Source organism: Pseudomonas sp. NPDC087639 (assembly GCF_044743385.1).
GTDB lineage: Bacteria > Pseudomonadota > Gammaproteobacteria > Pseudomonadales > Pseudomonadaceae > Aquipseudomonas.
Genome location: NZ_JBIUWI010000050.1, coordinates 23,567 through 44,714, shown reverse-complemented (window position 1 = coordinate 44,714; position 21,148 = coordinate 23,567). Strand labels below are relative to the sequence as shown.

Below are 21,148 nucleotides of genomic sequence, written 5' to 3'. Positions count from 1 at the left end.
GTTGGATCGAAATTCAACATATCGTGTAGAGATTCTCAGTGACACAAGCAGCACAGTGGCGCCACCTTAACCCTTTTTCCGGGACGTGCCAATGCTTCTTGCGAAGGTTTCTTTGTTTTCGGGATCGGCGGTGTAACGGTTCGTCGCCAGAGTGCGTATTTCCAGGGGGTTCGGCGAGAATTGCAGCGCGCACTTTGAACCCGGCGGCGCGACCGGTAAGATGCCGGACAGAATTTTTCCACCTCGCTATTCAGGACACCCGCCATGAGCATCAAATCGGACAAGTGGATTCGCCGCATGGCGCAGGAACACGGCATGATCGAACCGTTCGTCGAGCGCCAGGTGCGCGGCAGCGACGACAGCCGGGTGATCTCCTACGGTGTGTCGAGCTACGGCTACGACGTGCGTTGCACCAACCACTTCAAGGTGTTCACCAACATCAATTCGGCCATCGTCGACCCGAAAAACTTCGACGCCGGCAGCTTCGTCGACATCCATAGCGACGTGTGCATCATTCCGCCGAACTCCTTCGCCTTGGCCAGCACCGTCGAATATTTCCGTATTCCGCGCAATGTACTGACCATCTGCCTGGGCAAAAGCACCTACGCGCGTTGCGGCATCATCGTTAACGTCACTCCGCTTGAGCCTGAGTGGGAAGGTCACGTGACTCTGGAGTTCTCCAACACCACCAACCTGCCGGCGAAAATCTACGCCAACGAAGGCGTGGCGCAGATGCTGTTCCTCGAATCCGACGAGGAATGTGAAGTTTCCTACAAGGATCGCGGCGGCAAGTACCAAGGCCAGCGTGGCGTAACTCTGCCGCGTACCTGATTCGTCCATCCGGCAATTGTCGGGAATTCTTTGGCGGGCAGACACTCTATGGGGTGTACTGCCCGTTTTTGCTTCTGCTGAAACGGGCCTTCGCCGAGGAGTGCCCTATGAAGATCGATCCGCATATCAGTGCCGAATTGGCAAGGCTTGAGCCCAATCAGATTGGCGTTTTGGCCTGGTCCTTGTTGGCACACCCGCCCATCAGCATGGCCGGCGGAATTCCTGGCCAGCCTGATCCCGATACCCCCAATGAACAACCGACCGAGCCGGGCGAGCCGACCCTTCCCGACGAGCCACCACCGGCGCCAGTTGCCTGATCCCGATGGGGAATGAATGGCCAGTCAGTTGGAGTCCGGCAAGACTTCAACTGACTGGCCATATTTCGTTGTCACCAATGACAAAGATCCTACAGGACTCGTCGCGCTCGACCGGATAGCCGCCGGTGAAGGCGCCGAATGCCGGCATCACACTAATGCGTTCACCCAGCCTGAAGCATGCGAGGCGCAAACTCTGCCGCCCCTTGCCATGCAGCCGATAAACCGGGTGCACATGCCCGGCCAGCACGTGCCTTTCGGGATGGGGATCGGGTTCATGCTGCAAGGCGAACGGCCCGAGCAGCAGCGGTTCCGGCACCACGCGGATGTTCAGCGACGCCGGTGGGTCGCCTGCGCGTTTGTCGTGATTGCCGCGAATCAGCGTCATCGGCAGATCCGCGTGGCGTGACCGCCATTCAGCCAACGCGCTTAAAGTGCCCGCTGCATGCGAGCCAGGCCCATGCAGGAAGTCGCCTAGAAATATCAGTTGTCGGCAGGGCAGTTTCGCCAGCAGCCGATCAATCACCGCGACATTGCTCGCCGTCGTGCCTTGCGGGACGGGTTGCCCGAGGCTGCGATAGGCAGCCGCCTTGCCGAAATGCACGTCGGCGATCAGCAGCGCCTGTTGTTCCGGCCAATACAGGGCTTTCTCCGGCAGCAGCCAGAGTTCCTCGCCAGCCAGACGCACCGGGTAGGGCGCGTTCATGTGCGCTTGCCCTTGTCTGCGGATTTCTCCAGATCACCGACCATCCGTCTTATCCGGTCAGCAAGTTTTTCCGAACTCATGCTCTCGCGCATGCGTTCCACCAGTAGCGGAAACCCCAAGGGTGTAGGACGTTTGATCTGATGTACCTCTAGTGTCATCTGATTGATGTGCGCCAGTGTCTGTTCCAGGCGCCGAATATCCAGTTCTTCGCGTAGGACTTCTTCCCCGGCCTGCGCCAGCAGCAGGTTGTCGGCGTCATATTGTTTGAACACTTCAAAGAACAAGCCGCTGGATGCCTGCACTTGCCGGGTACTTTTCGGCGCGCCGGGGTAACCGGCGAACACCAGTCCGGCAATCCGGGCAATTTCCCTAAAGCGTCGCAGGGCCAGCTCGCCGGCGTTGAGGCTGGCCAGGACGTCCCGCAACAGATGATCGGGGCTGAGCAGTTCGGTATCGAGTTGTTGCGACCAGTCCACCGGCGTTGCGCTGAGCAGCTCCAGACCGTAATCGTTGACCGCGATCGAAAATGTCACCGGTTGACGCTGACTGACCCGCCACGCGAGCAGGCTGGCCAGCCCCAAATGCACCTGACGCCCGGCAAACGGATAAAGGAAAAGGTGCCAGCCTTTGCGGGATTTCAGCACCTCGGCCAGTAGGCTGTCGGTGGTGGGCAGGCCAGACCAGCGGGCCTGGGTTTCCAGCAGTGGCCGCAACGCCTGCATTTCCGGCCCAACGAACTCACCCCGCGCGGCGGCGGTAAAGCGCGCCACCACCGCCTCGGCCAATTCGTTGGAGAGCGGCATGCGCCCGCCATTCCAGCGCGGTACGGCGGCTTTTTTCGCGGTGCTGCGTTTGACGTAGGCCGTCATGTTTTCCACGCGCACCAACTCCAGCAAACGTCCGGCGAACAGAAAACCATCACCCGGTTTAAGCCGCGCGATAAAACCTTCCTCGACACTGCCCAACTGTTTGCCACCACCGCCCTTGCTCCAGAATTTCAACTGGATGCTTGCATCGCTGACGATGGTGCCGATGCTCATACGGTGGCGCCGGGCAAGGCGCGCATCGGGCACGCGCCAGACGCCGTGCTCGTCCGGTTCGACCCGGCGGTAATCCGGATAGGCTGTCAGAGACATTCCGCCATGGCGTACGAAAGCCAGCGCCCAGGCCCAATCCTCGGGTGTCAGGTCACGATAAGCCCAAGCACCGCGGACCTCTTCGTACAGCTCGTCGGGTAAGAATCCGCCGCCCAGCGCCATGCTGACCAGATGTTGCACCAGCACATCCAGCGGTTTGTGTGGCGACAGGCGCGGTTCGATGCGCCGTTGCTTTACGGCGTCTTTAGCGGCAGCTGCTTCGACCAACTCGAGGCTGTGAGTCGGTACCAACGTCACCCGCGAGGTGCGCCCGGGCGCATGACCCGAACGTCCGGCGCGCTGCATCAGGCGCGCGACACCTTTGGCCGAACCGATTTGCAGCACGCGCTCCACCGGCAGGAAATCCACCCCTAGGTCGAGACTCGACGTACACACGACGGCTTTAAGCTGACCGTCCTTCAACGCCTGTTCGACCCAATCGCGGGTGTCACGGGACAGCGAGCTGTGATGCAAGGCGATCAGCCCGGCCCAGTCCGGGCGCGCCTCAAGCAACGCCTGATACCAGATTTCCGACTGCGCCCGGGTGTTGGTGAACACCAGGCTACTGGCGCAGGCATCGAGTTCGGTGACCACCTGCGGCAGCATCTTCAGACCGATGTGCCCGGCCCATGGAAAGCGTTCGATAGTCGGTGGGAGCAGGGTGTCGACCTCCAGGGACTTTTCGCTCTGGCCCTGAACGCTAATGCCTCCGCCCTGTGGGATCAGCACCTGTTCGGCGTGGGATTGATTACCGAGCGTCGCGGAGACGCCCCAGACGATCAAGTCGGGTTGCCAATGGCGCAGACGGGCGAGGGCCAGTTGCAACTGCACACCGCGTTTGTTGCCAAGCAATTCGTGCCATTCGTCCACCACGATCATGCGCAGGGTCGACAGCGCTGTGCGCGCATCGGCGCGAGCGAGCAGCAGGGTCAGGCTTTCCGGGGTGGTGATCAGCGCAGTTGGCAGGCGTCGACTCTGGCGCGCGCGTTCGCTGCTGTTGGTGTCACCGGTGCGCAGGCCGATGCTCCACGGGATCTGCAAATCATCGACAGGGGTTTGCAAGGCGCGCGCGGTGTCGGCGGCGAGGGCGCGCATAGGCGTGATCCACAACACCGTCAGTGGTTCGGCCGGCGGTTTGCGTTTACGCGATGTTTCTACGATTGGCGCGGATTTGGCGAAACGATTGAGTGCGGCAAACCACACCGCATAGGTTTTACCGGCGCCGGTGCTGGCGTGCAGCAATCCAGACTCGCCATTTTTGACGGCGGCCCATACCTGTTTCTGAAAAGCGAACGGCTTCCAGCCGCGAGCGCTGAACCAGGTTTTTGCGAGGTCGGGGGATTTCGCCATGCCTGCTGCGCGCGCTCTGGAGGTGTTCTTCCAATGACCGCAGTGCTTGCTAACAAGTTTAATTTCGTCAGTAGATGAATATCCTCGTGGGAGCGAGCCTGCTCGCGAAGACGTTGTCACATTCAACATCATCGTTGACTGACCGACCGCTTTCGCGAGCAGGCTCGCTCCCACAGGTTTTATGTGTGCAGGTTACTTGAGGTTGCCGCTGAGGAACTGCCGCAGGCGTTCGCTCTTCGGATTGCCGAGTACCTCTTCAGGCGCGCCTTCCTCTTCGACCAGCCCTTGGTGCAGAAACAACACCTGGCTGGAGACCTTGCGCGCGAAGCTCATTTCGTGAGTCACCATGATCATCGTCCGGCCTTCCTCGGCCAGGCCCTGAATCACGCGCAACACTTCACCCACCAACTCCGGGTCCAGCGCCGACGTCGGTTCATCGAACAGCATGACTTCCGGCTCCATCGCCAGCGCCCGGGCAATCGCCACGCGTTGCTGCTGACCGCCGGAGAGAAACGCCGGGTACTGATCTGCCACGCGGGCCGGCAGACCGACCTTGTCCAGATAGCGCCGGGCGCGATCCTCGGCTTCCTGTTTGCTGCAACCCAGCACCCGGCGCGGGGCCATGGTGATGTTTTCCAGCACGGTCATGTGGCTCCACAGGTTGAAATGCTGGAATACCATCGCCAGTCGCGTGCGCAGGCGTTGCAGTTCGTCCGGGTCGGCGACGTGCATGCCGTGGCGGTCGGTGACCATGCGGATCGTTTGGCCATCCAGGCTCATGGCGCCGTCGTTGGGTTGTTCGAGAAAATTGATACAGCGCAAAAAGGTGCTTTTACCCGAGCCGCTGGCGCCGATCAGGCTGATCACGTCGCCGGTCTTGGCCTTGAGCGAAACGCCTTTGAGCACCTGATGGTCGCCATAGCTTTTGTGCAGGCCTTCAACGGTCAGTTTGTACATGGGACAGACATCCTCAAGGCGAAAGTAGGTAGCCGCTGCGATAGGCTTCGGCGCCCGCGACGTGGGCGATCACCATGCCGGCGGTGGCCATGCGCCGCAGCGAGCGGGCATACATCAGGCCGGCCGTGGTGCAATGAACAGGCGTGACCCGGTTGTTGATCGGATCGATGATTTCGGCAATCTGTTGCCCGGCCTCCAGGTATTGCCCCGCCGTGGCGGTGTAGACCAGTAAGCCGCCGACCGGCGTGGTCACCGGTTCCACCCCGGCCAGCGGCGTGGCAGGGAAGGCCAATGGCGGCTGTGGTCGGGTCTCGCCGACGATCGCATCGAACTGGATCAGATAATCGATCAATGCCTGACAGTCGCGGCTGGCCATCGGGTGATTGACATCGCCCTGGCCGCGCAACTCGACGGTCACCGAGAAACTGCCCAGCGGAATCTCGAAGTGTTCGCCGAAACGCTCCTTGAGTTGCCACCACAGCAGCGTGAAACATTCATCGAACGACTGCCCGCCGGAATCGGTGGCCAACAGACTGGCCTGCGACTCGATGTAACGCGCCAGCGGCTCGACCTGCGGCCACGCTTCGGGCGTGGTGTAGAGGTGAACCACCGATTCGAAATCGCAATGCAGGTCCAGCACCATGTCCGCGTCGCAGGCCAGCCGTTGCAGGGTCAGGCGCTGGGATTGCAGTTGTGTGCTGGCGGTCTGGCAGGCGAGGGCGTTGCGTAGGCTGACGCGTATCAGTTCGAGATTACCCTGCGGGTCATCGCCGAGCTTGCCCTCGATGTCGTTGCCGATTTCTTCGCTCAGATCGACAAACCAGCGGTTGAAGTTCTGCCCGCTCTCCAGTTCGTAGCGGCCCAGCGGCACGTCCATCAGCACTTGCTCGAGGCCGACCGGGTTGGCCACCGGCACCAGCACGATTTCGCTGCGCAGGCGCCCGGCGGCTTCCAGCTCCGCCAAACGCTGCTGGAGGTGCCAGGCGACGAGCATGCCGGGCAATTCGTCGGCGTGCAGCGACGACTGGATGTAGATCTTGCCTTTGGCCTGCTGCGGGCCGAAGTGGAAGCTGTGGATCTGTCGTGCGGTCCCCGGCAGTGGGGCCAGCAGGTCATGGATCTGGTGTCGCATTACAAGGTTCCTAGTGAGTCGGCCCGAGGAAGGCCAGCCATCGGCGTTCGGCGAGGCGGAACAGGCCGACCAGTGCAAAGGTAATGGCCAGGTAGATCAGCGCGGCAATGCCGAACGATTGAAAGGTCAGGAAGGTCGCCGAGTTGGCGTCCCGGGCGACTTTCAGGATGTCGGGGATAGTCGCGGTGAAGGCCACGGTGGTCGAGTGCAGCATCAGGATCACTTCGTTGCTGTAGTAAGGCAACGAACGGCGTAAGGCCGAAGGCATGATCACGTAGGCATACAGCTTCCAGCCCGTCAGACCGTAAGCCTTGGCCGCTTCGACTTCGCCGTGGTTCATGCTGCGGATCGCCCCGGCGAAAATCTCCGTGGTGTAGGCACAGGTGTTCAGGGCAAAGGCGAGGATCGTGCAGTTCATCGCATCGCGAAAAAAACTGTCGAGAATCGGCTGCGCGCGCACGGCGGCGAGGCTGTAGATGCCGGTGTAGCAAATCAGCAGTTGGATATACAGCGGCGTACCGCGGAACAGGTAGGTGTAGAACTGCACCGGCCAGCGGACATAGAAGTGCGGCGAGACACGGGCAATCGACAACGGTATCGACACCAGGAAGCCAATGAAGATCGAGGCGCTGAGCAGCCACATCGTCATCGCCAGCCCGGTGATGTTATTGCCGTCGGTATAAAGGAAGGCTTTCCAGTATTCCTGCAAGAGTTCGATCATCGTACGGCCTCCCGGGCACCAGCGGCGTAGCGGCGTTCGAGCCAGCGCAGGATGATGTTCGAGGCACTGGTGATCAGCAGATAGATCAACGCGGCGAGAACCAGGAAGTAAAACAGTTGATAGGTGCTTTTACCGGCGTCTTGCGCGGCTTTGACCAGATCGGCCAGACCGATGATCGATACCAGCGCGGTGGCCTTGAGCATCACCATCCAGTTGTTGCCGATGCCAGGCAGGGCGAAGCGCATCATTTGCGGGAACACCACGAAGCGAAAGCGCTGGCCGCGTTTGAGGCCATATGCCGTGGCGGCTTCAACCTGACCGCGCGGCACCGAGAGGATCGCGCCACGGAAGGTTTCGGTGAAGTACGCGCCATAAATGAAGCCCAGGGTCAGCACCCCGGCGCTGAACGGGTCGATCTCGATGTATTCCCATTCCATGTAATCGGTGAGCGAGGTCAGCCAGGTTTGCAGGCTGTAGAAGATCAACAGCATCAGCACCAGATCCGGCACCCCGCGAATCAACGTGGTGTAGACCTGGGCAGGCAGGCGCACCATTTTGACTTTTGACAGCTTGGCACTGGCGCCGAGCAGGCCGAGCAACACGGCCACCAGCAGCGACAACGCCGATAATTTGATGGTCATCCAGGTGCCTTCCAGCAGCAAAGGACCGAAGCCCTTGAGGCTGAAGGCTGCGAGCCCCAGATTTTGCAGGAGGTTTTCGAACATAAATCAGCAACCTGAGCGGATGGAAAAGGCGCCCATCGAGGATGGGCGCCGGGGCATTATTTGCCGCTGTACAGATTCAGATCGCCAAAGTGTTTCTTCTGGATGGTGGCGTAGGTGCCATCATCGTGTAACGCTTTGATACCTTTATCCAAAAGCGCTTTCAGCTCAGTGTTACCTTTCTTAATACCGACAGCGGTTTTGGCCGGCAGCAATTCGCTGTCGACCGGCTTGCTGACTTCATAGTCGGCGCCCTTTGGCGACTTCAAGAAGCCCAATTCGGCTTGCAGCATGTCCTGGATGCCGGCGTCGAGACGGCCGGACGTCAGGTCGGAATACACCTGATCCTGGTTCTGGTAGGCCTGGGTTTTCACGCCGGCCTTGTCCAGCACGGCTTTGGCGTAGGCTTCCTGAATGGTGCCTTGCTCGTAGCCGACGGTTTTTCCTTTCAAAGACGCAACGTCTGCGGTGATACCCGAGCCTTTCTTAAACACGTAAGCGGTCGGGCCGGAGAACAGCTCGCTGGAGAAGTCGATGACTTTTTCGCGGGCTGGGGTCACGGTCATCGACGAGATCACACCGTCGAATTTATTGGCTTTGAGGCCCGGAATCATGCCGTCGAAGTCACTTTCGACCCACTTGCACTTGACCTTCAGTTCGGCGCAGATCGCGTTACCCAGGTCGATGTCGAAGCCCACCAGGTTGCCGTCGGCCGCTTTCGACTCAAACGGTGCATACGAAGGGTCAACGCCAAAGCGCAGTTCTTTGTATTCCTTGGCCAGCGCGGAGCCAGCGGCCATGCACAACGCCAGTGCAGAAAGGGTCAGCAATGCTTTTTTCATTATTCAATCCCTAAGAACCAATATGAGCGCTTGTGGCGCAGAATTATTGTTACTGGAACGCGTACGACCTATAGAAAGTAGCAATTTCCGAACCAGAGTCCCGAACAAGCGTTTTAAAAGGTGGGGATTGGTAGATGAGGAGGGGATTGATGCACGGAAACGGGCGTCGTAAAAACCTTGCACCATTTCAGTTCGATGTTGGGATTTCGCGGGCGCTGCATTCCCTGTGGTGAGGGGATTTATCCCCGATGGGTTGCGAAGCATCCCCCAGCATTCATCAGGGAGAATTGCATGCTCAGGTTTTGCGACTGCTGCGCAGCCGATCGGGGATAAATCCCCTCGCCACAGGTAGTCATTCAATTCAAATGATCAGTGTCCCGGGAAAGGGGGTCAGGCAAGGAGGTTTTGTAGCGTGGCCAGGCTGTCCGCCTCATCGACAGTCTTGTCCTGCCGCCAGCGCAGCATCCGCGGGAAACGCACGGCAATCCCGCTCTTGTGCCGCCGTGACAGGGCGATGCCTTCGAAACCCAGTTCGAACACCAGGCTCGGCTTGACACTGCTGACAGGGCCGAACTTTTCCACAGTGGTCTTGCGCACGATGCTGTCGACCTGGCGCATTTCCTCGTCAGTCAGACCCGAATAGGCTTTGGCGAACGGCACCAGCGCACGCTCGCTGGACTCGGGCGGGCCATCCCAAACGGCGAAGGTGTAATCGCTGTACAGACTGGCGCGACGGCCATGCCCGCGTTGCGCGTAAATCAATACGGCATCGACGCTGAACGGATCGACCTTCCACTTCCACCAAACGCCCATATCTTTGGTGCGACCGACTCCGTACAGCGAGTCGCGGGCCTTGAGCATCATGCCCTCGACGCCCAGGCGTCGGGAGGCTTCGCGCTGGCGGGCGAGGTCGAACCAATCCGTACCGGTCAGCACCGGGGAAGCCAGCAGCACCGGACTGTTGCAGCGGGCGATGACGTCTTCCAACTGCGCGCGCCGCTTGGCCTGCGGCTCGTTGCGCCAGTCTTCGCCCTGCCATTCCAGCAAGTCGTAGGCGAGCACCACCACCGGTACTTCTTCGAGGATTTTCTTGTCGAGGGTTTTGCGGCCGATCCGTTGTTGCAGCAGGGCGAACGGTTGCACCGCTGGCGGTTCCGGCGACTGCGGATCAAAGGCGTCTTCAGTCAGTGGGTGGGTGCTTTTCCACACCACGATTTCACCGTCGATCACCGTGCCATCGGGCAAACCGTGCACCAGCACATCAAGTTCGGGAAAACGTTCGGTAACCAGTTCTTCACCCCGCGACCACACCCACAACTTCCCGTCACGCTTGACCACTTGCGCGCGGATGCCATCCCACTTCCACTCCACCTGCCAATTGCTTGCCGGGCCGATCAATGCTTCAAACTCCTCGACCGGTTGCGCCAAGGCGTGCGCGAGGAAAAACGGGTACGGCTGGCCTCCGCGCTGGGAGTGCTCGTCAGCAGACTCTGGCGCAATCAACTTCAGATAGCTGGCGGCGTTCGGCCGGTTGGACAGGTCGGTGTAGCCCACCAGACGCTGGGCTACGCGCTTGCTGTCGAGCCCGGCCATCGAGGCCAGTGCCCGGGTGACCAACAGTTTCGACACACCGACGCGAAAGCTACCGGTGATTAGCTTGATACACAGCATCAGGCTTGGTCGATCCAGCTGCGCCCAAAGTGCTGGCAGTTGCCGTGACAGGAACTCCGGTGTTTCACCGCGCAATGGCAGCAGTCTGTCCTCGATCCATTCAGCCAGGCCGGCGTCGGAGCTGTGCGGATTTTCCGGCAGCACCAGCGAAATGGTTTCCGCCAGATCGCCGACCGCTTGATAGCTTTCCTCGAACAGCCATGGCGTCAGCCCGGACACCTCGACTGCCAGTTCACGCAGGATCCGCACCGGCACCAGTTGCCGTGGCCGACCACCGGACAAAAAGTACACCGCCCATGCCGCATCCTGCGGTTCGGCCTGAGCGAAATAAGCCTGCATCGCTGCCAGTTTGGCGTTGCTGGACGTGGTGGCGTCGAGTTCTGCGTACAACTCGGCGAAGGCCTTCATGCTTGCATCTCGGCGACGGTCGGTGCAGAGGCGATGTTTTCTTCTTCGTCATCGCCGTATTCAGTGTTGAAGCCTTTGGCATCGAGGCCTTGTTCGCGCAGATGCCGCACGAGCACGCCGATCGAGCCGTGGGTGACCATCACTCGTTCGGCGCCGGTCTGGTTGATCGCCCAAAGAAGACCCGGCCAGTCGGCGTGATCGGACAGCACGAAACCGCGATCGACCCCGCGCCGCCGGCGGGTGCCGCGCAAACGCATCCAGCCGCTGGCGAACCCGTCGCTGAAGTCGCCGAACCGCCGCATCCAGGTGCTGCCCCCTGCCGATGGCGGGGCGATGACCAGGGCCTGGCGCATGATCGGATCGCTTTTTTTCACGTCACCGGCGTAGATCGTCGGCGGCAGATACACCCCTGCTTCGCGATAAACCCGGTTCAACGGCTCGACCGCGCCGTGGCTGAGGATCGGGCCGAGGGTTTCGTCGATGCCGTGGAGAATGCGTTGAGCCTTGCCGAACGAGTAACAGAACAACACGCTGGCCTTGCCCACGGCGATATTGGCTTTCCACCACTCGTTGATCTCGCTGAACACCTGCGCTTGCGGCTGCCAGCGGTAGATCGGCAGGCCGAACGTCGATTCGGTGATAAAGGTGTGGCAGCGCACCGGTTCGAAGGGTGCGCAGGTGCCGTCCGGCTCGATTTTGTAATCGCCCGAGGCAACCCAGACTTCGCCGCCGTATTCCAGACGCACCTGGGCCGAACCGAGCACGTGCCCGGCTGGATGGAAACTCAGGGTGACGCCATGGTGGGTGAGGCGTTGGCCGTAGGCGAGGGTTTGCAGGTTGATGTCCTGACCCAGACGCGCGCGCAGAATCCCTTCGCTGGCGCTGCTGGCCAGGTAGTGCTGATTGCCGGTGCGGGCGTGATCGCCATGGGCATGGGTAATCACCGAACGCTCCACCGGCCGCCACGGATCGATATAAAAATCCCCGGCGGGGCAGTACAAACCTTCGGGACGGGCGATAACAAGGTCCATGTCGTTACCAGAAATGGGGGGCTTGTTAGCTATGAGGTTTGGGCGGGGTCAGAAGTTCTATGGATTTTTTGCGGAGGGATACAAAGCCATTGTGGGAGCGAGCCTGCTCGCGAAAGCGGTTTATCAGACACATCGATTCTGAATGTGCCACCGTCTTCGCGAGCAGGCTCACTCCTACAAGGGAATCTGCGTTTATTTGCCGGGGGTGAGGGTCAGGCGCGTCTTGCCATACACCCGATCAAAGTTCTGCGGCTGCATCGGCAACCCGATGTACTGCCCCTTGAGCCACTGATCAATGCCATTGAGGTAGTTCGGGCTCACCGGATTACCCGATTGCCCCGCACCGTTCTGCCCCATCAGCGGTTCGGCCTGACCGAAGTCGACGATAAAACGCATCGACGGCGCACGCGTAGTGGTGAAGTCCTGGCCCCAGGTAAACGCCGAGGTGTTCAGTGTGGTGTGATCGCCGCCAGCCGCGAGCGGCCCACGAACAGTCTGGCCATTGGCGTTCTTCCACACGTAGCTGTGCAATTTGCCCCATTGCCAGGCTTTGTGATCGCCACCCAACAGGCTGTCGCCAGCGGCAATCGCTGCCGCGAAGCTGCGGGCGAGAATCACCGCTTTGTCCTCTTTCTGCGGCGTGCGCAGGTCATCCCAGAACGGACTATCCTCGCGCCCCAGCAGATGATCGGCCTGCGCGGCGTAGGACAAATCACCGTTGGCGATAAACGCTTTCCACGCCGCACTGGACTCTGGGCCTAGTTCGTCGAGGAAGATCTGCTTCATGCTTTCTTGCAGGAACAGTTCATAAATCGCCGCATCCGCCGAGGTCGGGCTGAGTTTGCCGTCAAACGCCATCAATCGGGTGAACGCCTCGCGGGCTTTGCTGCGATCGGTTTCCGGCAGGGCGTCGATCGCCTGTTTCAGCGGTTGTTTCATTCCCGGCGCTTCGAACACTTTCTTCAGCTTGGCGGCGAACGTGGTGGTCTGGTCGTATTGCATGGCGATGACGCTGCGACTGTCGTGCTTGCCGCTGCCGGCGAGTTCAGCAAGACGCTCACCACGTTCCGGCGCGGCCCAGGAGTTCGACAGTTGCATGCCGTAACCGTGAGGAATCACGCGCTGGTTGGCGGTGCCGAGCCAGCCTTGCGCCGGGTCCTGATCGTATGGGTGCAGCATCGGGTCGGCATAACCGTCCCAGTCGTAACGACCTTCCCAGCCCGGCGACGGCAGCAGGCCTTCGCCTTCGCGACGGTTGGGGAAGCGGCCGGTGACTTGCCAGCCAATATTGCTGGCGTCGGCGAATACCAGATTCAGCGCGATGGCGCGGATTTCCCGGCTCGCGTCCGAAGCGCGCTCAACGTTCTGCGCACGACTCAGATCAAAAAATGCGTCCAGGGTTTTGTCGTCGGTGAAGCTCGGCGTCTGCAAGGCCAGGCCATAACCGTTGCCTTGTGCGGCAGCCTGGGCACTGTTGAGCAACGCGCCGTGGCGGGTTTCGTACACCGCTTCGCGAATCGGCCGCTGGCCTTTGACGAAATAGGTTTCGTTGCGCACGCCTACAGGCTGCCATTTGCCATTTACTTCGTAGGAAAGGGTGCTGCCCTGACGACGGATTTTTTCCAGGAACAGGTCCTGGTTGTCGCCGAGCACGCTGGTCATGCTCCACGCCACTTTGCCGTTGAAACCACCCAGGACCATCGGCAAACCGGCTACGGTCACGCCGGCAGCCTGATATTTAGGCGCGCGAATCTGCACGAAGCTCCAGAGCGACGGCGCGGCCAATGGACCATGGCTGTCGCTGGCCAGCAGGCTTTTGCCGCTGCGACTGCGTTGCGGGGCAATCGCCCAGTTGTTCGAAGAGGGGGGGGCGAGCAGGTTTAGCGTCGACAGTTGCTGGCTGGCGCTGCTCAGTTCGCTCAGACCGGGGATTTGCCCGTTGAGCTTGAGGCCTTGCAGCTTGTCGGCTTCGGCCAGCGGCAGATTTTCGTCCGGGGCGGACGGGGTCAGCCAGGCGAGTTTGTCGGTGGTCACGGTTTGCGCGAGCACCAGTGACGAGATTTCTTCCGGCAGGTTGGCCGATTGGCTGAAGTTCAGTAGGGCGAAAATCAGCGCGGAATCTTCCGGCTTCCAGTATTCCGGCTTGTAGCCGCTGGCAGCGAGGTCGCCCGGCAGTTTGTCGGCATAGCGGAACAGGTAGGCGTTGACGCCGCGCGCATAGACTTCGAAGAATCGCTTGAGCCGCGGTGACGAGGCCTTGTAGAGCTCGGCGGCGCTTTTTTTCAGATTGACCGCGCGCATGTAGCGGTCGGCGTCGAGCATTGAGGCGCCGGAGATTTCCGCCATACGGCCCTGAGCGAGCAGGCGCAGGGTGACCATCTGGTTGATGCGGTCGCTGGCGTGGACATAGCCGAGGGCGAACAGCGCGTCGTGGAAGCTGTTGCTTTCGATCAACGGCATGCCCATGGCATTGCGGCGTACCGAAACGTTCTGCGCCAGCCCTTTGAGCGGTTGCACGCCGGAGTTGGGAGGGAGGGTGTCCTGAGCGTTCCAGGTCTGGCAACCGGACAGGCTCAAAACACTGGTCACTGCTGCGGCAACGCCGAACCGGGGAAGAAAATGTGTAAGGGCTGGCGAGGCCATGGCAAAGCTCCTGCGGGGGTGTCGAGGCTGGGGGCGCAATAAAGCCGCTACGTTAGTGAGCGGGAGGTGGCCGCGCAAGCGGGGCGAGTGGTTATTTCTTGCCACTGATCGATGATCGTTTCATGACTTGCTCAGGTGAAGGGAGGGATGTTGAAGTGCGGGCAATCAAATGACCCTCGCGAGAAGACCTCTATGGAGCTGCAGGCCAACGCTGCACTGATCATCATCGACCAGCAAAAAGGCATCCTGCAGCCGCGATTGGGGCGCAGGAACAATCCGCAGGCTGAAGAACGAATCCTTGATCTGCTGGCGCTTTGGCGCCGCAGCGGGCGGCCGGTGATTCATGTGCAGCACTTGTCACGTTCGCCGGATTCGGTGTTCTGGCCGGAGCATTCCGGGGTGGAATTTCAGGAGAGGTTTTTGCCGCAGGACAGCGAGTGGCTGATTCAGAAACAGGTGCCGGATGCGTTTTGTGCCACTGAACTGGAAGCACGGTTGCGGCAGGCCGGGATCGGGCAGTTGATCATCGTTGGCGTGGCCACGAACAACTCGGTGGAGTCGACAGCGCGCACGGCGGGCAATCTGGGGTTTGATACGTGGGTCGCGGAGGATGCGTGCTTCACCTTCGACAAGACCGATTATTTCGGCACGCCGCGTTCAGCCGAGGAGGTGCACGGGATGTCGCTGGGCAATCTGCATGGGGAGTATGCGACGGTGGTCAGTGCCGGACAGATTCTGGCCGTCGCCTGAGAACTCTGTGGGAGCTGGCAAGCCAGCTCCCACAAGGATCGCGATGTACACAAAATGTGTGACAGACGCTGATTAACCTGTAGGAGCGAGCCTGCTCGCGAAGGCGATTGATCAGGCGATGATGATCTTCGCCCGAAGCATCAAGCCCCGTGGCACTTCTTGAATTTCTTGCCGTTGCCGCATGGGCAAGGGTCGTTGCGGCCGACGTCTTTCAAGGCATTGCGCACTGGTTCCTGGTGAGCGTGGCCGCAGTTCGGGCCGTGGACGTGGCCATGGTCATGATCGTGGTGATGGTCATGATCATGATCGTGGTTGCAGTCAGGGCCATGGACATGAGGTTGCTGAGTCATCGGTGTTGCTCCGGAATTAAATCGGCAGGGATTATCACGCCATTGCGCTCAAGGTGCACGTAGTGAGCGATGAATAAACCGGTTTCCATTTCGCCCTGCAAACGATAGGGAATCTGCTGGTCCGGTTTTTTCAGCATTTTCACCACGTCCTTCACCTTCGGCCATAAATTGGTGCGGATCGGCACTTTGAAGTACGCGCTGCGTTTGGGGCCGACGGTAAACCAGTGTTCATGCTCGCCCTCAGCCAGCAACATGTCGGCCAGATGAATGCGGTATTCCAGGCCGCGCACGGTCAAGTCGCTGTCGTTTGGATTGTCGATGCGAAAGTGCAGGATGAACTTCTGCTCAAGCAACTTGGCGCGCACCACTTCGACTTTTACCAGGTGCACGGCGGGGTCGACGCGGTCATCGCTGAACCACGACGCGCAGCCGCCGAGGTTCAGCATCAGCATCAGCATCAGCATCAGAACAAACAATCGCAGTGTGTGGCGTTGACCGAGCATCGAGTGACTCCCTTTGTGCTCCAGTCTAGTTGCCGCTGTCTTTACGCGCCGAAATACCCCGCACAGCACTTCTTGAACTTCTGCCCGCTTGCGCACGGGCAGCTGTCATTGCGCCCCAGCTTCAATTGCACGGTCGGGTCGATGAAGTACCAGCGCCCGGCGTTCTGCACAAATGAAGAGCGTTCGCGGTGGCTGTGTTCGCCCTGGCTGTCGTGCCAGCGCGCGGTGAAGGTGACGAAGGCGTGTTCCGGCTGGCCGCCGAAGACTTCCGAGCTTTCGACGTCGAGGCCGAGCCAGGTGCTTTGCGCGCTCCAGGCACTGATCGATTGGCGATCCAGCCCCGCTTGCTGAGCAGGCAGGGTGGTCGCCACCAGATAGTCGATCAGCCCCAGCACATAAGCGCTGTAGCGCGACCGCATCAAGGCTTCCGCGCACGGCGCCGGCAGGCCTTCGTGATAGTGACCGCAGCAGGCATCCAGCAGATTGCCGCTGCCGCAAGGGCAAATGGCTGTACTCATTGCATTACCACCAGTATTTCCCGAAGTTTTCCGGATTGGCCCAGAACCTTGAGTTGAGCCAGTCGGGGACTTGTTTGTAGTCAAGCAGATCATAGGTGAACAGGGTCAGCACTTGATCGTCGCGTTGGAAGCGTTCGCTGGCTTGCAGCGCCAGCGAGTAAAAATCGGTTTCCTGCCAGCCGCTGGCCGACAGATCCGCCAGCACCGCAATGCGACTGGCGTTGAGGTTGCGGATCCCGCCCAACAGATTCAGGCCGTCACGCTTGGGCAAATGTTCCAGGCAATCGACCACCAGCGCCAGATCGAAACGTTGCGCCGCCAGCTCGGCAGGCAATGCACCGGGCGTGGCGTGGGCGACGATGGTGTCCGGATGCGCTTCTTTAAAAGCAGTCAGCGCCGGGAATTCACTGGCGCCGATCAACAGCAGACGCGCCGGGGCGTAACGATCCAGCAAAGCGGCCAACGCCTGTTGCGGCGTACGGGAAGAAATGGCGACGTTCATCGAAGCTCCTCAATCAGACCGCCAAGACTAGCCTGCCTGACTGCGGCGGCAAAGAGCCCGACCACGCAGGTTTGCGGCAAATGCGCCAAAGTCCTGTGAACACGGTCGCAAACAGCAATGGCCTATTGCTGGCGGAGATTAAAACTCCGGTCTTTACTCCCTGAATCGGTTTTAAGCCGATCCCTCAGGAGAAAACTAGATGAGCATAGTTCGGACAGCATTACCCTTGGTTCTGCTAACCAGTGTGTTGACTGGTTGCGCAGGTTTGCAGAAAACCGACTGGCCGACCTGTGCGGCGGTCGGTGGTGTCGTCGGTGCCGGTCTTGGCGCGACGGAGAGCACCTCGTGGGCGGGCGGTGGCGCACTGATCGTCGGTGGCATGGCAGCAGCCTATTGCTGGGTACACGGTGATGGCGACGAAGACGGCGATGGTGTGCCGGACAGTCGCGACAAGTGCCCGGGCACGCCAAAAGGCGTTCAGGTCGATGCTGACGGTTGCCCTCCACCTGCGCCTGCACCCGTGGTTGAAGAAGCTGTCGTGGTCAAGGAAGAAACCATTGTCATTCGCGATGTTCACTTCCAGTTCGACAAAGCCACGCTGACCGGTGCCGACAAACAAGTGCTCGACAAGGTCGCCACGCGCCTGAAACAGGAATCCTCGACCGCGCAACTGACCGTGACCGGTCATACCGATAGCGTCGGCAGCGATGCCTACAACCAGAAGCTGTCGGATCGTCGCGCGCACTCGGTGGTCAAGTACCTGGTTGAGAGCGGCGTGCCGCAAAGCAGCTTCGTTTCGGTGACCGGCGCCGGTGAAAGCCAGCCAGTCGCGGACAACAAAACCGCCGACGGCCGTGCGCAGAACCGTCGTACAGAAATCAAAATCAACCGCTAGCCCTCTCGCATCCGCGGCTTGTGCAGTCGCGGATGCGGGTCTTTACTCCTGTGTAACCGGTATGGGCCGGTGACACAGGAGCTTTCACAATGACTGTTTTCTCAAGGTCCGTCTTGCCGGTGCTGCTGCTTGGCAGCTTGCTCACCGGTTGCGCCACCCACAGCGATGGCACTGCACCCCTCAATCAACGTACGTGGCCGATCTGCAGCCTTCTCGGCGGGCTGGTCGGTGGCGGCCTCGGCGCCATTGAAAGTGGCGGTTGGGCCGCTGGCGGCGCAGCGCTGGGGATACTTACCGGCGGACTGATCTGTTATGCCCAGGACGGCGATAAAGACGATGACGGCGTGTTCGACCGCCGCGACCGTTGCCCCGATACTCCGGCCAATACCCCGGTCGATCACCGTGGTTGCCCGCTGCCGCAATATCCGGTCGTTGAGAAACCGGTCGAACCGGCCCCGCAAACCGAAGTCATCACGTTGAGCGATGCCGGAAACGTACTGTTCGATTTCGACAAGTCCGACCTGACGCCCGCCGCGAGAGCCCAACTTGATACGCTGATGGACAAATTGCGCAATGCCGACGTTGTCAGCATCAAGGTCATCGGTCATACCGACAGCAAAGGCTCGGATGCTTATAACCAGGCATTGTCGGAACGGCGCGCCAGCAGTGTCGCGGCTTATTTGCTGAGTCAGGGGCTGGCACCGAACAAACTGACCAGTGAAGGACGAGGCGAGAGTGAGCCGGTGGCCGATAACGCAACCGACGAGGGGCGCGCGCAGAACCGTCGCGTGGAGCTGCACATCAATCGTTAGGAGGTGTCTGTAGTCCGCGAGCTAGAGCTGCCGGGGCGATCATCGTCGATCCGGCAGCCATTTAGCGGCTCGGCGAAGATTTTTCATTTTTCCCTCTGGCTTATCCCCCGCAGAAGCCGTTACTGTGCGCCCAAAGAATAATTCGCAACACGGGGGAGCGTATGAAAGTGTTCTGGGGGCTGGGGCGGTTATTGACCCTGCTGTTCTGCTGCGTGGTACTGACCAATCAGTTGGTGCCGTTCGTACATCCGCTGCATCTGCTGGTCAATCTGGCCGGCGCTCTGCTGTTGCTGATCCATGTGTTCGAAGTGCTGCTGTGCAATCGCAGCCTCAAGGGGCGCGCGCACCCTTGGCGTGATCGTGGCCGCATCCTGCTGTTCGGCGTATTCCATCTGCAAACCATCCCGGCCCCGGCCGCTCCGGAGGCTTCTTCCCATGCGTAAATTGTGTCTGCTCGCTGCTTTTATCAGCCCTTTGGCCTGCGCCCAGGTGGTCAGCGTCGAAACCAATTCCCTGATGCGTCTGCCCAATACCGCCGGCACCTTGCAACTCGAACGACTGGAAGTGGCCGATTATGGCACCTTGCTGGTTCCGGCCAACGTGACCGAACTGAGTGTCGGCGAATTGCGCCTCGGTCATGAAGCACGCATCGCCATCGTTCCGGGTGAACAGGCTTTTGAGATGAAGGTCATTCGTGCAGATTTGAGCGAAGGCAGTCAGATCACCGCGCGCGGTGCGCCGGGCACCTACGAAAAAGCCGCCCGTGCCGGGCGCAATCTGAATCTGCAATTCAAGGCACTGAACGCGCCGCAACTGTTGGTCGATGCCCGTGGCGGTACCGGTGCGCCGGGTTTTGTCGGTCTCGATGGGGGCAACGGTGAGGATCCAGGGTGCACCTATGGCTCGGCTGGACATGGTGCGGATGGCAGTGACGGTAGCGACGGTCAGCCAGGTGCTCCGGGTGCGCTGGTGCGGCTGGAAGTGCCGCGCGACTTCCCGGTTGAGCAAATCAAGGTCAACGTCGCCGGCGGTGCTGGCGGCCCGGCGGGTGTTGGCGGCAAGGCAGGCAAGGGCGGCAAGTCCAAGGGCTGCCTGGTGTATCGCGCCGATGGCGGCAAGAGTGGCAAGGCGGGGGCTGATGGGCAGGCCGGGCCAGTGGGGGCGGCGGGGGCTGTGACGGTGCAGCGCTTGTAAAAGCAGACCCTCATCGGAACGCCGCCCGCCCAGCCCTCTCCCGGAGGGAGAGGGGGCCGACCGAGGTGACTCACGCTATCCATCGACCTGAAAAACCGAGTCGATTATGGATTCAAAGCCAATCTTTCAAGTCGGCGTAGCCCTTCAATATCCCCCACTCAGTCCCCTCTCCCTCCGGGAGAGGGCTAGGGTGAGGGGCTTTTGATCTAATCCCCGATCTTCAAATCATCGGCCTCGCCGCCGCAATCGCCACCAGCAGCAACCCGACAATCAGATTAATCCCCACCACCCGCCGGATTCGCCCCAGCACCGCCGCACCCGCCGCCCAGTCCTTCGCTTCAACCGCCTTACGCAACTCCGGCAGCATCAACCCCTGAATCCGGATAAACAGCGCCGTCATCACCACATACAGCCCGATCATCACTTGCACATACTTTGGCGCGGTCTCAAACCCGACCTGCTGCAAATGCAACATACCCACACCACTGATCGGCAACAGAATCACCGCGACCCAGACCCAGCGGAAAAAACCTTGAAACACTTCAACCCACAAGGTCAGCCGGGCAGGGCCGTCCAAGGCCTTCACAGCCGCCGGACGCAAGACCATCCAGGCGAAAAACATGCCGCCGACCCAGACCAGGGCGGACAGGACATGCAGCGGATAAACGAGGCTAAAAGGTGTCATTGGGGCACTCCGTTCTGCGCGGGATTAATTAGCGGGGTATGATAGCCGCCATCCGAAACCACTGAAAATTTATCCAGCGTTTTTTGCGCCCGACAATCCATGATCAGCACTGAACTCAAAACCACGATCCAGGGCGCCTACTCGCGTTTTCTAGAGGCCAAGAGCCTCAAGCCGCGTTACGGCCAGCGCCTGATGATCGCTGAAATCGCCAAAGTCCTCGGTGATATCGATACCGACGACGAAGGCCGGCGCAGTGGCGACCCCGCAATTGTTGCGGTGGAAGCCGGCACCGGTACCGGCAAGACCGTGGCGTACAGCCTCGCGGCAATCCCGACGGCGAAACTGGCCGGCAAACGTCTGGTCATCGCCACCGCGACCGTGGCCCTGCAAGAGCAGATCGTCTACAAGGATTTGCCCGACCTGATGCGCAACAGCGGGCTGAACTTCAGCTTTGCCCTGGCCAAGGGCCGTGGCC

The 21,148-nt window shown here is 60.4% G+C and carries 23 protein-coding genes; 8 read left to right on the top strand and 15 right to left on the bottom strand.

The window, feature by feature from the left end:
- Window positions 1-264: 264 nt before the first annotated feature.
- On the top strand, window positions 265-831 hold the full coding sequence (gene dcd / locus ACIOVB_RS19835) for a dCTP deaminase (protein ID WP_007904652.1): 567 nt from the start codon (window positions 265-267) through the stop codon (window positions 829-831).
- A 107-nt stretch (window positions 832-938) separates the two neighbouring features.
- Window positions 939-1,148 carry a hypothetical protein gene (locus ACIOVB_RS19830; protein WP_042557949.1) on the top strand — a complete coding sequence of 70 codons (210 nt, stop codon included), beginning with the start codon at window positions 939-941 and terminating at the stop codon, window positions 1,146-1,148.
- Window positions 1,149-1,194: 46 nt separating this feature from the next.
- Here the strand turns inward: ACIOVB_RS19830 and pdeM are convergent, their stop codons facing one another.
- The 10 genes from pdeM to ACIOVB_RS19780 all read right to left on the bottom strand — a co-directional run bounded on the left by pdeM (window position 1,195) and on the right by ACIOVB_RS19780 (window position 14,464).
- The gene (gene pdeM, locus ACIOVB_RS19825; RefSeq protein ID WP_187679485.1) at window positions 1,195-1,851 is read right to left on the bottom strand and encodes a ligase-associated DNA damage response endonuclease PdeM; all 657 of its coding nucleotides are present in this window, start codon (window positions 1,849-1,851) and stop codon (window positions 1,195-1,197) included.
- Entirely contained in the window at window positions 1,848-4,337 is a 2,490-nt protein-coding gene (locus tag ACIOVB_RS19820; RefSeq protein ID WP_401270593.1) for a ligase-associated DNA damage response DEXH box helicase, read from the bottom strand. Before ACIOVB_RS19820 ends, pdeM begins: the two co-directional genes overlap by 4 nt.
- 192 nt (window positions 4,338-4,529) lie before the next feature.
- Window positions 4,530-5,294 carry an ABC transporter ATP-binding protein gene (locus tag ACIOVB_RS19815; protein WP_187679483.1) on the bottom strand — a complete coding sequence of 255 codons (765 nt, stop codon included), beginning with the start codon at window positions 5,292-5,294 and terminating at the stop codon, window positions 4,530-4,532.
- 13 nt (window positions 5,295-5,307) lie between these two features.
- Entirely contained in the window at window positions 5,308-6,426 is a 1,119-nt protein-coding gene (locus ACIOVB_RS19810; protein ID WP_401270591.1) for a succinylglutamate desuccinylase/aspartoacylase family protein, read from the bottom strand.
- A 10-nt stretch (window positions 6,427-6,436) separates the two neighbouring features.
- Window positions 6,437-7,147, bottom strand: a complete 711-nt coding sequence (locus tag ACIOVB_RS19805) for an ABC transporter permease (RefSeq protein WP_401270588.1) — start codon at window positions 7,145-7,147, stop codon at window positions 6,437-6,439.
- Window positions 7,144-7,872 (bottom strand): ABC transporter permease, encoded by a 729-nt coding sequence (locus ACIOVB_RS19800; protein WP_401270585.1) that lies wholly within the window; start codon window positions 7,870-7,872, stop codon window positions 7,144-7,146. The genes ACIOVB_RS19805 and ACIOVB_RS19800 overlap by 4 nt, the downstream gene beginning before the upstream one ends.
- A gap of 56 nt (window positions 7,873-7,928) precedes the next feature.
- On the bottom strand, window positions 7,929-8,711 hold the full coding sequence (locus ACIOVB_RS19795; RefSeq protein WP_305441745.1) for a transporter substrate-binding domain-containing protein: 783 nt from the start codon (window positions 8,709-8,711) through the stop codon (window positions 7,929-7,931).
- Between the two features lie 390 nt (window positions 8,712-9,101).
- On the bottom strand, window positions 9,102-10,790 hold the full coding sequence (locus tag ACIOVB_RS19790; protein WP_401270582.1) for an ATP-dependent DNA ligase: 1,689 nt from the start codon (window positions 10,788-10,790) through the stop codon (window positions 9,102-9,104).
- On the bottom strand, window positions 10,787-11,821 hold the full coding sequence (locus tag ACIOVB_RS19785) for a ligase-associated DNA damage response exonuclease (RefSeq protein WP_401270579.1): 1,035 nt from the start codon (window positions 11,819-11,821) through the stop codon (window positions 10,787-10,789). Before ACIOVB_RS19785 ends, ACIOVB_RS19790 begins: the two co-directional genes overlap by 4 nt.
- 192 nt (window positions 11,822-12,013) lie before the next feature.
- Window positions 12,014-14,464, bottom strand: coding sequence for a penicillin acylase family protein (locus tag ACIOVB_RS19780; RefSeq protein ID WP_401270576.1), 2,451 nt, complete (start codon window positions 14,462-14,464; stop codon window positions 12,014-12,016).
- A 192-nt stretch (window positions 14,465-14,656) separates the two neighbouring features.
- On the opposite strand from ACIOVB_RS19780, the gene ACIOVB_RS19775 reads away from it, so the two are divergent.
- The gene (locus ACIOVB_RS19775; protein ID WP_401270573.1) at window positions 14,657-15,214 is read left to right on the top strand and encodes a cysteine hydrolase family protein; all 558 of its coding nucleotides are present in this window, start codon (window positions 14,657-14,659) and stop codon (window positions 15,212-15,214) included.
- Between the two features lie 140 nt (window positions 15,215-15,354).
- Here ACIOVB_RS19775 and ACIOVB_RS19770 read toward each other — a convergent pair whose 3' ends face one another.
- From ACIOVB_RS19770 to ACIOVB_RS19755, 4 genes are read right to left on the bottom strand one after another with little or no spacing between them, the layout of a single operon-like run.
- Entirely contained in the window at window positions 15,355-15,564 is a 210-nt protein-coding gene (locus ACIOVB_RS19770) for an SEC-C metal-binding domain-containing protein (protein ID WP_008083915.1), read from the bottom strand.
- Window positions 15,561-16,067, bottom strand: coding sequence for an LEA type 2 family protein (locus ACIOVB_RS19765; RefSeq protein WP_401270571.1), 507 nt, complete (start codon window positions 16,065-16,067; stop codon window positions 15,561-15,563). Before ACIOVB_RS19765 ends, ACIOVB_RS19770 begins: the two co-directional genes overlap by 4 nt.
- A 41-nt stretch (window positions 16,068-16,108) precedes the next feature.
- Window positions 16,109-16,585: a YchJ family protein gene (locus tag ACIOVB_RS19760; protein WP_210700995.1), complete on the bottom strand. Its 477-nt coding sequence runs from the start codon at window positions 16,583-16,585 to the stop codon at window positions 16,109-16,111.
- A 4-nt stretch (window positions 16,586-16,589) separates the two neighbouring features.
- On the bottom strand, window positions 16,590-17,087 hold the full coding sequence (locus tag ACIOVB_RS19755) for a DUF6231 family protein (RefSeq protein ID WP_401270569.1): 498 nt from the start codon (window positions 17,085-17,087) through the stop codon (window positions 16,590-16,592).
- Window positions 17,088-17,286: 199 nt separating this feature from the next.
- Here ACIOVB_RS19755 and ACIOVB_RS19750 point away from each other — a divergent pair, with 199 nt between their 5' ends.
- The 4 genes from ACIOVB_RS19750 to ACIOVB_RS19735 all read left to right on the top strand — a co-directional run bounded on the left by ACIOVB_RS19750 (window position 17,287) and on the right by ACIOVB_RS19735 (window position 19,988).
- Window positions 17,287-17,982: an OmpA family protein gene (locus tag ACIOVB_RS19750; protein ID WP_401270567.1), complete on the top strand. Its 696-nt coding sequence runs from the start codon at window positions 17,287-17,289 to the stop codon at window positions 17,980-17,982.
- 89 nt (window positions 17,983-18,071) lie between these two features.
- Window positions 18,072-18,794, top strand: coding sequence for an OmpA family protein (locus ACIOVB_RS19745; RefSeq protein WP_401270565.1), 723 nt, complete (start codon window positions 18,072-18,074; stop codon window positions 18,792-18,794).
- 161 nt (window positions 18,795-18,955) lie between these two features.
- Window positions 18,956-19,237, top strand: a complete 282-nt coding sequence (locus tag ACIOVB_RS19740; RefSeq protein WP_401270564.1) for a DUF1145 domain-containing protein — start codon at window positions 18,956-18,958, stop codon at window positions 19,235-19,237.
- Entirely contained in the window at window positions 19,230-19,988 is a 759-nt protein-coding gene (locus ACIOVB_RS19735; protein WP_401270562.1) for a collagen-like protein, read from the top strand. The genes ACIOVB_RS19740 and ACIOVB_RS19735 overlap by 8 nt, the downstream gene beginning before the upstream one ends.
- Window positions 19,989-20,208: 220 nt before the next feature.
- Here ACIOVB_RS19735 and ACIOVB_RS19730 read toward each other — a convergent pair whose 3' ends face one another.
- Window positions 20,209-20,673, bottom strand: a complete 465-nt coding sequence (locus tag ACIOVB_RS19730; RefSeq protein ID WP_401270559.1) for a CopD family protein — start codon at window positions 20,671-20,673, stop codon at window positions 20,209-20,211.
- 99 nt (window positions 20,674-20,772) lie between these two features.
- Between ACIOVB_RS19730 and ACIOVB_RS19725 the strand changes: the two genes are divergently transcribed.
- On the top strand, window positions 20,773-21,148 hold a 376-nt coding region (locus tag ACIOVB_RS19725; RefSeq protein ID WP_401270556.1), incomplete at its 3' end, for a DEAD/DEAH box helicase.

Excerpts from the sequence above, each read along its gene's own strand:
- dcd (WP_007904652.1), top strand. The coding sequence starts at position 265 with ATGAGCATCAAATCGGACAAGTGGATTCGCCGCATGGCGCAGGAACAC.
- ACIOVB_RS19830 (WP_042557949.1), top strand. The coding sequence starts at position 939 with ATGAAGATCGATCCGCATATCAGTGCCGAATTGGCAAGGCTTGAGCCC.
- pdeM (WP_187679485.1), bottom strand. The coding sequence starts at position 1,851 with ATGAACGCGCCCTACCCGGTGCGTCTGGCTGGCGAGGAACTCTGGCTG.
- ACIOVB_RS19820 (WP_401270593.1), bottom strand. The coding sequence starts at position 4,337 with ATGGCGAAATCCCCCGACCTCGCAAAAACCTGGTTCAGCGCTCGCGGC.
- ACIOVB_RS19815 (WP_187679483.1), bottom strand. The coding sequence starts at position 5,294 with ATGTACAAACTGACCGTTGAAGGCCTGCACAAAAGCTATGGCGACCAT.
- ACIOVB_RS19810 (WP_401270591.1), bottom strand. The coding sequence starts at position 6,426 with ATGCGACACCAGATCCATGACCTGCTGGCCCCACTGCCGGGGACCGCA.
- ACIOVB_RS19805 (WP_401270588.1), bottom strand. The coding sequence starts at position 7,147 with ATGATCGAACTCTTGCAGGAATACTGGAAAGCCTTCCTTTATACCGAC.
- ACIOVB_RS19800 (WP_401270585.1), bottom strand. The coding sequence starts at position 7,872 with ATGTTCGAAAACCTCCTGCAAAATCTGGGGCTCGCAGCCTTCAGCCTC.
- ACIOVB_RS19795 (WP_305441745.1), bottom strand. The coding sequence starts at position 8,711 with ATGAAAAAAGCATTGCTGACCCTTTCTGCACTGGCGTTGTGCATGGCC.
- ACIOVB_RS19790 (WP_401270582.1), bottom strand. The coding sequence starts at position 10,790 with ATGAAGGCCTTCGCCGAGTTGTACGCAGAACTCGACGCCACCACGTCC.
- ACIOVB_RS19785 (WP_401270579.1), bottom strand. The coding sequence starts at position 11,821 with ATGGACCTTGTTATCGCCCGTCCCGAAGGTTTGTACTGCCCCGCCGGG.
- ACIOVB_RS19780 (WP_401270576.1), bottom strand. The coding sequence starts at position 14,464 with ATGGCCTCGCCAGCCCTTACACATTTTCTTCCCCGGTTCGGCGTTGCC.
- ACIOVB_RS19775 (WP_401270573.1), top strand. The coding sequence starts at position 14,657 with ATGGAGCTGCAGGCCAACGCTGCACTGATCATCATCGACCAGCAAAAA.
- ACIOVB_RS19770 (WP_008083915.1), bottom strand. The coding sequence starts at position 15,564 with ATGACTCAGCAACCTCATGTCCATGGCCCTGACTGCAACCACGATCAT.
- ACIOVB_RS19765 (WP_401270571.1), bottom strand. The coding sequence starts at position 16,067 with ATGCTCGGTCAACGCCACACACTGCGATTGTTTGTTCTGATGCTGATG.
- ACIOVB_RS19760 (WP_210700995.1), bottom strand. The coding sequence starts at position 16,585 with ATGAGTACAGCCATTTGCCCTTGCGGCAGCGGCAATCTGCTGGATGCC.
- ACIOVB_RS19755 (WP_401270569.1), bottom strand. The coding sequence starts at position 17,087 with ATGAACGTCGCCATTTCTTCCCGTACGCCGCAACAGGCGTTGGCCGCT.
- ACIOVB_RS19750 (WP_401270567.1), top strand. The coding sequence starts at position 17,287 with ATGAGCATAGTTCGGACAGCATTACCCTTGGTTCTGCTAACCAGTGTG.
- ACIOVB_RS19745 (WP_401270565.1), top strand. The coding sequence starts at position 18,072 with ATGACTGTTTTCTCAAGGTCCGTCTTGCCGGTGCTGCTGCTTGGCAGC.
- ACIOVB_RS19740 (WP_401270564.1), top strand. The coding sequence starts at position 18,956 with ATGAAAGTGTTCTGGGGGCTGGGGCGGTTATTGACCCTGCTGTTCTGC.
- ACIOVB_RS19735 (WP_401270562.1), top strand. The coding sequence starts at position 19,230 with ATGCGTAAATTGTGTCTGCTCGCTGCTTTTATCAGCCCTTTGGCCTGC.
- ACIOVB_RS19730 (WP_401270559.1), bottom strand. The coding sequence starts at position 20,673 with ATGACACCTTTTAGCCTCGTTTATCCGCTGCATGTCCTGTCCGCCCTG.